This window comes from Mitsuaria sp. CC2 (assembly GCF_048957715.1).
In the GTDB taxonomy this organism is placed as follows: domain Bacteria; phylum Pseudomonadota; class Gammaproteobacteria; order Burkholderiales; family Burkholderiaceae_C; genus Roseateles.
Genome location: NZ_JARVXN010000024.1, coordinates 1 through 13593 on the forward strand (window position 1 = coordinate 1; position 13593 = coordinate 13593).

13 protein-coding genes and 1 tRNA gene are annotated in these 13593 nt (G+C 67.1%); 6 read left to right on the top strand and 8 right to left on the bottom strand.

Annotated elements, in window-relative coordinates:
- Nucleotides 1-269: 269 nt before the first annotated feature.
- The 6 genes from PV762_RS16815 to petA form a co-directional block, all read right to left on the bottom strand.
- Nucleotides 270-345 (bottom strand) — tRNA-Thr (locus tag PV762_RS16815).
- 87 nt (nt 346-432) lie between these two features.
- On the bottom strand, nt 433-996 hold the full coding sequence (locus tag PV762_RS16820; protein WP_421036150.1) for a ClpXP protease specificity-enhancing factor: 564 nt from the start codon (nt 994-996) through the stop codon (nt 433-435).
- Between the two features lie 14 nt (nt 997-1010).
- Nucleotides 1011-1628: a glutathione S-transferase N-terminal domain-containing protein gene (locus tag PV762_RS16825; protein ID WP_067276593.1), complete on the bottom strand. Its 618-nt coding sequence runs from the start codon at nt 1626-1628 to the stop codon at nt 1011-1013.
- A 167-nt stretch (nt 1629-1795) separates the two neighbouring features.
- Complete coding sequence (locus tag PV762_RS16830; protein WP_421036151.1) at nt 1796-2578, bottom strand: cytochrome c1; 783 nt, start codon at nt 2576-2578, stop codon at nt 1796-1798.
- Nucleotides 2579-2604: 26 nt separating this feature from the next.
- On the bottom strand, nt 2605-4005 hold the full coding sequence (locus PV762_RS16835; protein ID WP_421036152.1) for a cytochrome b: 1401 nt from the start codon (nt 4003-4005) through the stop codon (nt 2605-2607).
- Between the two features lie 32 nt (nt 4006-4037).
- On the bottom strand, nt 4038-4634 hold the full coding sequence (gene petA / locus PV762_RS16840; RefSeq protein WP_421036153.1) for a ubiquinol-cytochrome c reductase iron-sulfur subunit: 597 nt from the start codon (nt 4632-4634) through the stop codon (nt 4038-4040).
- A 220-nt stretch (nt 4635-4854) separates the two neighbouring features.
- Here petA and mscL point away from each other — a divergent pair, with 220 nt between their 5' ends.
- Both mscL and PV762_RS16850 read left to right on the top strand, forming a co-directional pair.
- Nucleotides 4855-5298 (top strand): large conductance mechanosensitive channel protein MscL, encoded by a 444-nt coding sequence (gene mscL, locus PV762_RS16845; protein ID WP_421036154.1) that lies wholly within the window; start codon nt 4855-4857, stop codon nt 5296-5298.
- A gap of 117 nt (nt 5299-5415) precedes the next feature.
- On the top strand, nt 5416-7836 hold the full coding sequence (locus PV762_RS16850) for a DUF1631 family protein (protein WP_421036155.1): 2421 nt from the start codon (nt 5416-5418) through the stop codon (nt 7834-7836).
- 24 nt (nt 7837-7860) lie between these two features.
- Here PV762_RS16850 and pdxA read toward each other — a convergent pair whose 3' ends face one another.
- Both pdxA and PV762_RS16860 read right to left on the bottom strand, forming a co-directional pair.
- Complete coding sequence (gene pdxA / locus PV762_RS16855) at nt 7861-8889, bottom strand: 4-hydroxythreonine-4-phosphate dehydrogenase PdxA (RefSeq protein WP_421036156.1); 1029 nt, start codon at nt 8887-8889, stop codon at nt 7861-7863.
- Nucleotides 8886-9638 carry a Nif3-like dinuclear metal center hexameric protein gene (locus PV762_RS16860; protein ID WP_421036157.1) on the bottom strand — a complete coding sequence of 251 codons (753 nt, stop codon included), beginning with the start codon at nt 9636-9638 and terminating at the stop codon, nt 8886-8888. The genes pdxA and PV762_RS16860 overlap by 4 nt, the downstream gene beginning before the upstream one ends.
- A gap of 13 nt (nt 9639-9651) precedes the next feature.
- On the opposite strand from PV762_RS16860, the gene PV762_RS16865 reads away from it, so the two are divergent.
- The 4 genes from PV762_RS16865 (at nt 9652) to rocF (ending at nt 13533) form a co-directional block, all read left to right on the top strand.
- Entirely contained in the window at nt 9652-10812 is a 1161-nt protein-coding gene (locus PV762_RS16865; RefSeq protein ID WP_421036158.1) for a S1C family serine protease, read from the top strand.
- A 3-nt stretch (nt 10813-10815) separates the two neighbouring features.
- Nucleotides 10816-11565: a HesA/MoeB/ThiF family protein gene (locus PV762_RS16870; protein ID WP_421036159.1), complete on the top strand. Its 750-nt coding sequence runs from the start codon at nt 10816-10818 to the stop codon at nt 11563-11565.
- A gap of 96 nt (nt 11566-11661) precedes the next feature.
- Nucleotides 11662-12570, top strand: coding sequence for an LOG family protein (locus PV762_RS16875; protein ID WP_421036160.1), 909 nt, complete (start codon nt 11662-11664; stop codon nt 12568-12570).
- A gap of 42 nt (nt 12571-12612) precedes the next feature.
- On the top strand, nt 12613-13533 hold the full coding sequence (gene rocF, locus PV762_RS16880) for an arginase (RefSeq protein ID WP_421036161.1): 921 nt from the start codon (nt 12613-12615) through the stop codon (nt 13531-13533).
- Nucleotides 13534-13593: the final 60 nt, after the last annotated feature.

The following is a 13593-nucleotide window of genomic DNA, read 5'->3' on the forward strand; positions in this document are numbered from 1 at the left end:
TCCATTCTTCAGCTCCAGGTGGGTGGTCCTGGAACTGGTAGCCAACGGGCTTTATATCGGGCCGGCGTCCGAAAGCATTTGGTGCCCATTTGACAAATGGGGGTCGCGGATGCCCGCCTCTGCCCGCGACTGGCACAGTAGACTGTGGGGGTATTAAGCTTCGGCGCGGCGGTACGGGGCGCGGCCGAAATCGCGCTAAGTTGTTGTCGCGACTGGAATTCCCCGAAACGACGACAGTGGAGTGGGCCACCGAATCGTGAAGTTATTCATGGTGCCGGCTATCCGACTCGAACGGATGACCTACCGCTTACAAGGCGGTTGCTCTACCAACTGAGCTAAGCCGGCACAAAGAAAACTGGCGCGCCGCAGACTCTGCGGCGCGGGCTGCATTCTAGACGCAGCTTCGAGCGGTCCGGAGCGAAAAACCGACGATCACTTGATGCGCTTGAGCGCCGGGCGTCCGCCCGACGGACCCGCGCCCGGATCGTCGTCCTCCGGCGGCGTCGCAGCCGCCGGGGTAGCCGGCTTGACCGGCTCCTGTTTGGACTCGCCCTGCGCGGCGCCAGGAGCACCGCCGTTCGCATCGGACGCCAGCCGCAGGCCCCTCTGCGCGTTCGGCGCGCCAGTCGCCGGCTGGCGCGTGGCGGCGTCGTCCGGACTCGGCGGCGGGAAAGCCATGCCCTGGCCGTTCTCGCGTGCATAGATCGCGACCACGTGATCGACCGGCACGATGATCTCGCGCGCCACGCCACCGAACCGGGCCTTGAACTGGATCAGGTCATTGCCAAGGTCCAGGTTGCTGGTCGCGTCGAAACCGACGTTGAGCACGATCTCGTTGTTGCTGACGTACTCCATCGGCACCTGGACCGTGCGATCCACGTGCACCGCGACGTAGGGCGTGAACCCGTTGTCCGTGCACCACTCGTGCAGGGCGCGGATCAGGTACGGCCGCGTCGAGCTGGCGGCGAGACCGCCGCCGTCCTTGCTGTCATCCATGGGGAGCCAGTGTATTACTTGCGCATCACCTTCTCGGACGGCGTCAGCGCCTCGATGTAGGCCGGGCGCGAGAAGATCCGTTCCGCGTACTTCAGCAGCGGCACGGCGTTCTTCGACATGTCGATGCCGTAGTAGTCCAGGCGCCACAGCAGCGGCGCGATCGCGACGTCCAGCATCGAGAAGTCGTCGCCCAGCATGTACTTGTTCTTCAGGAAGATGGGCGCCAGCTGCGTCAGGCGGTCGCGGATCTGCGAACGTGCCTTCTCCAGCTGCTTCTCGGTCGGCTTGACCGTCTGGCCGCGGTTCTCCAGCACGTTGACGTGGGCGAACAGTTCCTTCTCGAAGTTGAAGAGGAACAGCCGCACGCGGGCGCGCGCCACCGGGTCGCCAGGCATCAGCTGCGGATGCGGGAAACGCTCGTCGATGTACTCGTTGATGATGTGCGACTCGTACAGGATGAGGTCGCGTTCCACGAGGATGGGCACCTCGTTGTACGGGTTCATCAGCGCGATGTCTTCGGGCTTGGCGAAGAGGTCGACATCACGGATCTCGAAGTCCATGCCCTTCTCGAACAGCACGAACCGGCAACGGTGCGAGTAGGGGCAAGTGGTTCCGGAATAAAGCACCATCATGGCAGTGGACTCCTGATCGAAGCCTCTCGGCTTCATCGATTTCTACAAACAACACAGTTCAACGCCGGCGCGGTCAAAAGACCGAACAGACAAACGACAACGCAGTGGGGGCCTGTTCGGCGCCCCACTGCGCTTGAGGACCCGGTGCTGGACCGGGTCATCGGTTCTTACTTGATGTCCTTCCAGAAGGAGGCATTCAAGCGCCAGGCGAACACGGTGAACCCCAGCAGGAACAGCACCACGACGATGCCGAGCCGGAAACGCGTCCCCTGCGCCGGTTCGCCCATCCATTGGAGATAGGCGACCAGATCGGCAACGGACTCGTCGTACTGCTGCGGCGTCATCGTCCCGGGCGTCACCTGTACGAAGTCCTTGAAGACATGCGTGACCTTGCTCGGGTCATGCGGGTCTTTTTCTTCCTCGAACCTGGCGGTGCGGACGCCCTGGAGCTCCCACAGCACATGCGGCATGGCCACGCTGGGGAAAGCGAGATTATTCCATCCCGTGGCCTTGGTTTCGTCCCGGTAGTATTTTCTGAGGTAGGTATAGAGGTAATCCGCCCCTGTTCCCTTCGCACCGTCGGCCCGCGAGCGGGCGATCACGGTCAGGTCCGGCGGCAGCGCGCCGAACCATTCCTTGGCCTGTTTCGGGTCCAGCGAGACCTTCATGGTCTCGCCCACCTTCTCTCCGGCGAACAGCAGGTTGCCCTTGATCTGCTCGTCGCTCAGGCCGATGTCCTTCAGCCGGTTGTAGCGCATGAAGCTCGCGCTGTGGCAGTTGAGACAGTAGTTGACGAAGATCTTGGCGCCGTGCTGCAGCGCGGCCAGATCGTTCATCTTGGACGTCGGGAAACGGTCCCACTCGATGCCGCCCTCCGATGCGTGCGCCGTCGACGTCAGACCCGCGCCCAGGCACAGCGACGTCAGCAGCGTGGCGATGATTTTCTTCATTCGATCGACTCCGTGGCGTTGGCGGTTCAGTGCGGGTGGAACGTGACGCGATCGGGCACCGGCTTGAACTGGCCGGCCCGACTCCACCACGGCATCAACAGGAAGAAGCCGAAGTAGTACAGGGTGCCGATCTGGGACACCAGCGTTCCCACGTCCGACGGCGGCTTCACGCCCAGGTAGCCGAGCACGAGGAAGAAGACCACGAAGATCCCGTAGAGGTACTTGTGCCAGTCGGGACGGTAGCGGATCGACTTGACCGGGCTGTGGTCCAGCCAGGGCAGGAAGAACAGGATGATGACCGCGCCGCCCATGACGACAACGCCCCAGAACTTGGCATCGAAGGCGAGGAGCAGCGCGATGCCGACCACCGCGCCGACGAGCACGATCCCCTTGCCCAGCGTCGACAGCCCGCCGCGCACCAGCGTGATGATCGCCGACAACGCGATCACGCCGCACAGCACCTGGACCATCGTGTCGGTCGTGGCGCGCAACATCGAATAGAACGGCGTGAAGTACCAGACCGGCGCAATGTGCGCAGGCGTCTTCAGCGGATCGGCCGGGATGAAGTTGTTGTATTCCAGGAAGTAGCCGCCCAGCTCCGGCGCGAAGAAGATCACCGCCGAGAAGGCCATCAGGAACAGGCCGACGCCGAAGATGTCGTGCACCGTGTAGTACGGGTGGAACGGGATCCCGTCCAGCGGATGGCCGTCCGCGCCCTTCTTCGCCTTGATCTCCACGCCGTCCGGGTTGTTGGAGCCCACCTCGTGCAGCGCAATGATGTGTGCGACCACCAGGCCGAGCAGCACCAGCGGCACCGCGATCACGTGGAAGCTGAAGAAGCGGTTCAGCGTCGCGTCGCCCACCACGTAGTCGCCGCGGATCAGCAGCGCCAGGTCGTTGCCCACGAAGGGCACGGCGGCGAACAGGTTCACGATCACCTGCGCGCCCCAGTAGGACATCTGGCCCCACGGCAGCAGATAGCCCATGAAGGCCTCGGCCATCAGGCACAGGAAGATCGCGCAGCCGAAGATCCACACCAGTTCGCGCGGCTTGCGGTACGAGCCGTACAGCAGCCCGCGGAACATGTGCAGGTACACGACGACGAAGAACGCCGATGCGCCCGTGGAGTGCATGTAGCGGATCAGCCATCCCCAGGGGACGTCCCGCATGATGTACTCGACGGACGCGAACGCGAGCGTCGAGTCCGGCTTGTAGTGCATCACCAGGAAGATCCCGGTGACGATCTGGATCACCAGCACCAGCAGTGCCAGCGACCCGAAGATGTACCACCAGTTGAAGTTCTTCGGAGCGTAGTACTCCGACATGTGCTCCTTGTAGAGCTTGGACGCGGGGAACCGGTTGTCCACCCAGGTCATCAGCTTGACGCCCAAGGGGGCTCCGGCGGGTGCTTCCTTGAATTCAGCCATGTGTTGTCTGCCTCGGTCCTGTTCCTGGGGAGTTAGGCCTTCTTGTCTTCACCGATCAACAGCCGGGTGTCGGACAGGAACGCATAAGGCGGCACCTCGAGGTTGTCGGGCGCGGGCTTGTTCTTGAAGACGCGGCCGGCCATGTCGAAGGTCGAGCCGTGGCAGGGGCACAGGAAGCCGCCGTGCCAGTTGTCCGGCAGCGAGGGCTGCGGACCGGACTGGAACTTGTCGCTGGGCGAGCAGCCGAGGTGGCTGCAGATGCCCACGACGACCAGGAACTCCGGCTTGAGCGAGCGCCATTCGTTCTTGGCGTACTCCGGGATCGGGAAGGCCTTGCGATCGGACTGCGGATCGGCGAGTTCCGGATCGTTGCCTTTGAGCGCGTCGAGCTGCTCCTTGGTCCGGCGCACGATCCAGACCGGCTTGCCGCGCCACTCGACGGTCAGCTTCTGACCGGGGGCGAGGCCGCCGATGTCCACCTCGACGGCGGCGCCGGCCGCCTTGGCGCGCTCGCTCGGAGCGAAGGTACTGACGAACGGGACGGCGGTGGCCACGCCGCCTACTGCTCCCGCGCAACCGGTTGCAATCAGCCAGGTGCGCTTGCCTTGGTCCACTTGTGGGTCACTCATGAGGGTCCTTACAGGGAACTTCTGATCAGGGGCAACCAAAGATTCTAGGTAAGAAAGTTCCGGTTCGCCCCTAGGCGCTCTACCGATGTGCATCGGTGCACCACGTTGACATTTGTCGTAGCGCAAACGCCGTTAGGATGCTTGCCCGGAGGCGGAGGGCTACCCGGGAAAGCGATTGGTAGTGGACGCCTTCGCACACGCGGAGCACAAGGAGCAAGCGATGGGTTTTTTGACCGAATTCCGTGAGTTCGCCGTCAAGGGCAACGTGATGGACCTCGCGGTGGGCGTGATCATCGGCGCCGCCTTCGGCAAGATCGTCGACTCGGTGGTCAAGGACCTGATCATGCCGTTCGTCGGCAAGGCGGTCGGGGGGCTGGACTTCAGCAGCTACTTCATCATGCTGTCGGACCCGCCGGCCAACTACGCCGGGCCGATGACCTACGAGGCCCTGACCAAGGCCGGCGTGCCGCTGTTCGCGTACGGCAACTTCCTGACGGTGCTGGTGAACTTCATCATCCTGGCCTTCATCATCTTCGTCATGGTGAAGCAGGTGAACCGGCTCAAGCGCGACACGCCCGCCGCGCCGGCCGTACCGCCGCCGACGCCGGAAGACATCCAGCTGCTGCGAGAGATCCGCGACGCACTGAGGCGTGACAAAGCGTAAATCTGCAGTCAAAGCTCACCTTTTGCGCACAAGCCGGGTGAGTCCCACCCGGACGGGGGATGGCCATCGCCGATACTTGGCGTGTGGTGCGGTCACCACAATGTGCCTGATGCCTTGATGAACCGTCTGAATCCTCACGTCGACGCGGCGCTCCAGCGCGTGCGCCTCGCGGCGGAACAAGCCGCGGAGCGCGGCGCTGAAGGTCTGGGTCTCGCCGCACTGTCCTCCGGGCAGGCCAAGCGGCGGGACGCGCTGCTGTCCGCGCAATTCATCTTCCGCAAACACCAGGCGCTGTTCTCGCAGCGCTTCGACCAGTCCATGCGTCAGCAGGCGGCCGAGGCCCCGGCCTCCGGCAGCGCTGCGTCCGGCAATGCGCGTGCCGCGCCCAAGGCGACGCAATGGGACGAGCTGTCCCTCATGGACGATGACCAGGTCAACACCCTGGTCGCGACCGATCGCATCGGCCTGGCGCTGGGCCACCAGAGCGAATGGGAGCTGCGCGAGGTCAATTCCTACATGGGCGACATCCCCGGCGTGGACGAGGACCGTCACCCGCTACGCCCGCAGGCCGTCGCCCAGGCACTGATCGAGGCGGTGAACGCGGTCACCGACGATCCGGACACGCGCCAGGTCTTGACCGACGAACTCACCCGGGCGCTGGCGCTGGAGATGCGCGCCTGCTATGCCGACGTCGCCGGCCTGTTCCGCAGCCGCGGTCTGCGTCCCCAGGATCTGCGCGTGCGCGGCGTCCCGGGCGCCACGCGGGGTCAGTCCTTGCACGGCGGCGGCACGACGTCCGGTGTCCCGTTGCACGACAGCCGTTACGCGACGCTTCCGGGCGCCCTGCATCCGGCCGTCCATGGCAGCCGCGCCGGGGGCCTGCACAGCGTGGCTGGCGGATTCCACGGCGGAAGCGGCGCTGACGGCTACGTGACCACCGGCGGCGGCCAGTCCGGCGGCGGGATGGGCTGGTCGGTCGATCCGCAGCTGATGGACCTGATGCGCCGTCTGGCTGTGAGCCCAGCCATGGGGATGCCTGCGACAGGCGGCGGCCCGTTGCCGGTGAACAGCCAGTGGCAAGGCTGGGACGGCGATCCCGCCGCTTATGTCGACGGCGGCCCGATCGTGCTGCCGCCCAACCTGATCCACCTGCACCGCGAGGAATTGCGGCAGGCCGCCAGCGGCTCGTTGGACCATATGGTGATCGACGTGGTCGCTGGCCTGTTCGACCAGATCCTGTCCGACGCCAAACTGCCGCCGTTGATGGCGCAGCAGATCGCGCGGCTGCAACTGCCGGTGCTGCGCGCGGCGCTGGGCGACCGCTCCTTCTTCTCCTCGCGCCGGCATCCGGTGCGACGCCTGGTCAATCGCATCGCGACGCTGGCCGCGGCCTACGACGATTTCACCGAAGACCCTGGCAAGTCCTACCTCACGCTGGTGCGCGACCTGATCCAGGATGTCGTCAGCGGCGACTTCGACCGGATGGAGCTGTACGAGTCCAAGCTGGGCCAGCTCGAACAGTTCATCCAGGACCAGACCGCGCAGACGCTGAAGTCGCAGGGCGACACGGCGGCCCTGCTGGAGCGCAAGGAGACCGAACTCCGCCTGCAACGCCGCTACATGCAGCAGTTGCAGCAGGCCATGTCCAGCGTGGACATGCGCGATTTCCTGCGGGACTTCCTCACCCAGACCTGGAGCGAGGTCCTGGTGCACGCCTCGCGCCATCCGGACCTGGACGCCGCGCTGGTCGAACGGCTGCGCAACATGGGCCGCGACCTGGTGCTGTCGGTCCAGCCGAAGACGACGCCCCAGCAGCGCCAGGGCTTTCTGGCCTCGCTGCCGGTGCTGATGCGCACGCTCAACGAAGGGCTGGACCTGGTCCGCTGGCCGGAGCCCGACCGCAAGAAGTTCTTCGCCGAACTGCTGCCCGCGCACGCCGAGTCGCTGAAGGGCCAGGCGCTGAGCCCGCTGGAATACAACCTCCTCGCCAAGCAGCTGGAATCCGTCTTCAGCATGGCGCCGCCGCGCGAGCAGGACCTGCCCGCGCCCGGGGCCGTTCCGTTGGATCTGGACTTGAGCGAAAAGCTGTCCGACGAAGAGGCGAAGCGGCTCGGCTTCATGGAGGACGCGCACGTCGACTGGGACGGCCATGTCGACATCGACCTGGACCTGGGTGCCGACGAACATCGACCGCTGCAGGCGGTCGACATCAGCATCGACGGCCTGCCCGCCGCGGAAGAAGCGCCTTCGCCGCCGTCCGGCGAGCTGCTGATCGACCACCTCCAGATCGGCACCGCCTACCGGATGCATCGCGACGGCGACTGGATCAAGGTGCGGCTCGCCCACATCAGCGGCACGCGCAGCTTCTTCATCTTCACCCACGGGACGAAGCATCAGGAGACGCTGACGATGACCTCGCGCATGCTGCACAAGCTGTGCGAGGGCGGACGGCTGCGGGCGTTCGAACACGCCCACCTGCTCGAACGCGCCACCGCGCGCGCGCGCCAGCAGCTGGCCGCGCTCGGCGCGAAGCACTGAACGGCCCTGCGCCGCTTCAGCGGATCAGCTCGACATCGTCCGCGCCATGCGGATCGCCGCCGACAGGCTCGACGGGTCCGCACGACCCGTCCCGGCGATGTCGAACGCGGTGCCGTGATCAGGGCTGGTGCGCACCAGCGGCAGGCCCAGCGTCACGTTGACGCCCTCCTCCACGCCGAGGTACTTCACCGGGATCAGCCCCTGGTCATGCGTCATCGCGATCACCGCGTCGAACTCGCCGGGGTGCTTCGGCGGCGCGTGACGCGCCCGCATGAAGACCGTGTCCGGCGCGAACGGGCCGCTGGCGTCGATGCCCAGCGAACGGGCCTGCGCGATTGCCGGCGCAATGTGCTCGATCTCCTCGCCGCCGAACAGTCCGCCTTCGCCGGCGTGCGGGTTCAGACCCGCCACCGCGATGCGCGGCGCGGCGATCCCCGAGCGACGCAGCGCGGCATCGGCGATGCGGATCGTCTGCAGCACGCGCCCGGTGGTGATCTGGTCGACCGCCTGCCGCAGTGCCACGTGGATGGTCACCAGCACGACCCGAAGTTCGTCGTTCGCCAGCATCATGCGCACGGGCGGCAGCCGGCCGTCGGCGTCCGCGCAGAGGGCCTGCAACAGTTCGGTGTGGCCCGGATGGTCGACACCGGCGGCATGCAGGGCCTCCTTGTGGATGGGGGCCGTCACCAGCGCGCGCGATCTCCCGGCGAGTTGCTCCTTCGTCGCGGCGACGATGCAGCGCGCCGCGGCAGCGCCTGCGACCGCGCTCACCTGACCGATCGGCTGCTCGAGCAGATCCTGCGGCAGGCCCGCCGGCTGCCATACCGGCAGGCAGTCGGGCGGAACCGGACCGTCGGCGCGGACCAGCTCCGCCACCGGCAGCCTCACGCCCATGACGTCCAGCGCGCGCCGGAAGACGCCGACATCGCCCACCAGACGCAGATCCGCCCCCCGATCGCGCGCCCAGGCGGCGACCGCGATCTCGGGGCCGATGCCGCAGGGGTCGCCCATCGTCAGCAGCAGCGGGCGGGAACTCTCGACGTCGTCCTTCATGCGGGGTTCGGGATGTCGATGAAGCGGTATTGAAGACCGAGCTGGTCGGCCACCTGCCGGCCCAGCGCCTGGACGCCGTAGCGTTCGGTCGCGTGGTGTCCTGCGGCGATGAAGGCCACGCCGGTCTCGGCCGCGTAATGAGCCTGCGGCTCGGAGATCTCGCCGGTGATGAAGACGTCCGCGCCGGCGGCGATGGCCGCCTCGAAGTAGCCCTGCGCGCCGCCGGTGCACCAGGCGACGCGCTTGAGCGGACGGCCGTCGCCGGCGGCCTGGATCGTCGCGCGACCCAGCCGCTGCTCGACATGGGCGCTCAGCGACGCCAGCGACTCGAAAGCCGCCGGCAATGCGCCGATGCTGCCCAGGTCCTGTTCGCCGAAACGACCTTCGGCGGCCCAGCCCAGATGTTTCGCGAGTTGTGCGTTGTTGCCCAGTTCCGGATGCGCATCCAGCGGGAGGTGGTAGGCGAAGAGGTTGATCTCGTTCGTGAGCAGCCGCGACAGGCGCTGCTTCATCCAGCCGGTGACGCGGCCGTCCTGGCCGCGCCAGAACAGCCCGTGATGGACCAGGATCGCATCGGCCCCGGACGCGACGGCGGCGTCGATCAGCGCGAGGCTCGCGGTCACCCCGCACACCAGTTGCCGGATCTGGTCGCGGCCCTCGACCTGAAGGCCGTTCGGCCCATAATCCTTGAAGCGCGTGGGCTCCAGCGTGGCGGCGAGCAGCCGCTCCAGCTCCGTGCGATGTGCCATGACAGGATCTCTCTTGCGTCAAACCTGGCTGATTTTCTCCCAGGCCACCACGGTGGCGCTGGCCGGCTACTTCGTGGTGGCCACGCTCAAGCCCGAATGGCTGCACGAAGCCCCCAAGGTCGTGCCCACGCTGCCCGCCGCGGCGGGCGCCCCGCCTCGCGCGTCGGTACAGTTCAGCTTCGCGGCGGCGGCCCAGGCGGCGTCGCCGGCGGTCGTCGCGGTGCTGGCCAACAAGCCCGCGCCCAGCCAGCGCGAGATCGACGCCGATCCCTGGCTGCGTTTCCACTTCGGCAAGCGCCCCCAGCAGCAGCGGCCGCAGACCGGCCTCGGCTCGGGCGTGATCGTCTCGCCCGAAGGCTACGTGCTGACCAACAACCATGTCGTCGCCGGTGCGACCGAGATCCGCGTGCAACTCGCGGACGGCCGCGACACGCCGGCCCGACTGGTGGGCACCGACCCGGAAACCGACCTGGCCGTCCTGCGCATCACGCTGCCGCCGCCGCTGCCGGTGATCCACCCGGGCAAGGCGGGCGAGCTGCAGGTCGGCGACGTGGTGCTGGCCATCGGCAATCCGTTCAACGTCGGACAGACGGTGACCTCCGGCATCATCAGCGCGCTGGGCCGCACCCAGCTCGGCCTGAGCACCTTCGAGAACTTCATCCAGACCGACGCCGCCATCAATCCCGGCAACTCCGGCGGCGCGCTCGTCGACGTGCAGGGACGGCTGGTCGGCATCAACACGGCGATCTACTCGCGCACCGGCGGTGGCAGCCTGGGCATCGGCTTCGCCATCCCGGTGGACTCCGCGTACCAGGTGCTGGAAGCGCTGGTGAAGGACGGCAAGGTCTCGCGCGGCTGGCTGGGCGTCATCACCGGCGACATCAACCCGGAGGTCGTCGACACGCTGCAACTGTCCGTCGATCACGGCGTGCTGGTCAAGGAAGTCTTCAAGGCGAGTCCGGCGGCCAAGGCCGGCCTGGAGGCGGGCGACGTCGTCGTCGAGGTGGCAGGGCAGCCGGTGAGATCGCCGCGCGAGCTGGTCAACGTCGTCGCGGCACTGAAGCCGGAGAGCCAGACCTTGATCTCCGTGCAACGCGGCAAGGACACCCTGAAGCTGCCGCTGCAGGTCGGGCTGCGGCAGCCGCAGTCGACGGACGACGCCGTACCGGAATGATCCATGGATGACGACCAACTGCTGCGCTACTCGCGCCACATCCTGCTGGACGACATCGGCGTGGAAGGCCAGGAGCGCCTGATGGACGCGCACGCGCTGGTGATCGGCGCGGGCGGCCTGGGGTCGCCCGCGGCACTGTTCCTGGGCACCGCCGGCGTCGGCCGCATCACGCTGGTCGACCATGACCGCGTCGACGTGACGAACCTCCAGCGCCAGATTGCCCACACCCTGGCGCGCGTGGACCAGCCCAAGGCCGAATCGGCCGCCGCCGGCCTCGCGGCGATCAACCCGGAACCGCGCGTCCAGGCCATCACCGTGCGCGCCGACGCGGCGCTGCTCGACGAGCTGGTGCCGCAAGCCGACGTCGTCCTGGACTGCACCGACAATTTTCCGACACGCCACCTCGTCAACGCCGCCTGCGTGAAGCACGGCAAGCCGCTGGTCTCGGGCGCTGCGCTGGGCTTCGACGCGCAGTTGAGCGTGTACGACAGCCGCGAGCGCGCCTTCCCCTGCTACGCCTGCCTGTTCCCCGCGGACCAGCCGCCCGAGGAGCAGCGCTGTGCGGTGATGGGCGTGTTCGCGCCGCTGGTCGGGATCATCGGCAGCATGCAGGCCGCCGAGGCGCTCAAGCTGCTGGCCGGGATGGGCTCGACGCTGCCGGGCCGGCTGCTGATGCTGGACGCGCGCCGGATGGAATGGACCGACCTGAAGGTCGCCCGCGACCCGCGCTGCCCGTGCTGCGGCACGACCTGACCCCGCGCAACAAACCGTCGCCCGTGGCCGCCGAAGGCGCTGGCGAACGAACAGAAATTAAGTGGCAACACCCGTAAGCTCTCGGGCCATCGAATCATGATCAGAAGCGACAAACTCACCGCCCGCAACTTCCCCACCGCGCAGGAGGAAGCCCAGCAGCAGGCTACCCTCGACGCGGCCTTCGACGCCAATCCCCCGGCGGCTTTCCAGCTCGCATTCACCGACACCGACTTCCTGGTGCGGCCCGAGCTTCGCCCGGTGCGCATGCAGCTCGAGCTGCTGAAACCCGAGTTGATCCAGCAGGAACTGAACATCCAGTCGACGGTGGTGATCTTCGGCAGCGCCCGCATCGCGGATCGCGAAGCGGCGCAAGCGGCGGTCGACGCCGCTCGCGCAGCGAATGACAAGGCCGCGGTGCAGCGCGCCGAGCGTCGCCTGGTGATGAGCGGCTACTACGAGGAAGCGCGCCAGTTCGCGCGGCTGGTCACCGAGACGACCAAGGACTTCGCTCATCCGCTGTACGTCGTCACCGGCGGCGGACCCGGCATCATGGAAGCGGGCAACCGCGGCGCGCATGAAGCCGGCGGCCGCAGCATCGGCCTGAACATCGTGCTGCCGCACGAGCAGCGCCCGAACCAGTACATCACGCCGGAACTCTGCTTCCGCTTCCACTACTTCGGGCTGCGCAAGATGCACTTCCTGATGCGGTCGGTGGCGCTGGCGGCCTTCCCCGGCGGCTACGGGACGCTGGACGAGCTGTTCGAGACGCTGACGCTGATCCAGACCGGCAAATGCCGTCGGCGTCCCATCCTGCTGTTCGGACGCGACTTCTGGTCGCGGCTGATCGACTTCGAGCTGCTGATCGACACCGGCATGATCAGCCCCGGCGACGAGCAGCTCTTCCACTACGTTGAAACCGCGGACGAGGCCTGGGGCCTGCTGATGAAGGAATACGACATCGGCGGCACCGCGAACGGCTCGAACAACGGCGCCAACGGCACCTGATCCGGCCCTCGGGGGCCTTCCGCAAGCAAGAGAGGTTGGACCATGACCGCAGCACGACACGTGAGCCTGATCGGCGCTCCCACCGACGTGGGGGCCGGCGCCCGGGGCGCCAGCATGGGACCGGAGGCCCTGCGGGTCGCCGGTCTCGCCGAGGCGCTGCGGGCGCACGGCGTCGAGGTCAAGGACTGCGGCAACCTGGTGGGCCCGTCCAACCCCTGGCAGCCGCCGACCGAAGGCTACCGCCACCTCGACGAGGTGACGGCCTGGAACCAGGCGGTGCACGACGCCGTCTACGCGGAGCTCAACGCCGGGCGCATGTCCGTCCTGCTCGGCGGCGACCACTGCCTCGGGCTGGGATCGATCGCCGCGGTGGCCCACCACTGCCGTGACACCGGCAAGAAGCTGCGCGTGCTATGGCTGGACGCGCATGCCGACTTCAACACCAGCAAGCTCACGCCCAGCGGCAACATCCACGGCATGCCGGTGGCGTGCCTGTGCGGCTACGGCCCGCAGGAGCTGATCGGGATCGGCGGCAAGGTGCCCGCGATCGATCCGAAGTGGATCCGCCAGATCGGCATCCGCAGCGTCGACGAAGGCGAGAAGCGCTTCGTGCACGAGGTCGGCCTCGAAGTCTTCGACATGCGCTACATCGACGAGATGGGCATGCGCCACACCATGGAGCTGGCGCTGGCCACGATGGACGCCAACACCCATCTGCATGTGAGCTTCGACGTCGACTTCCTCGATCCGGACGTCGCGCCCGGCGTCGGCACCACGATTCCCGGCGGGCCGACCTACCGCGAAGCACAGCTGTGCATGGAAATGATCGCGGACACGGGCCGCCTGGGCTCGCTGGACATCATGGAGCTCAACCCGGCGCTGGACGTCCGCAACAAGACGGCACTGGTGGCGGTGGACCTGGTGGAGTCGCTGTTCGGCAAGTCCACGTTGATGCGCAAGTGAGGGGCACCAGGTGACGTGCCAATGACGTACCGACGACGCACCAGTCTCGTACCGGTGACG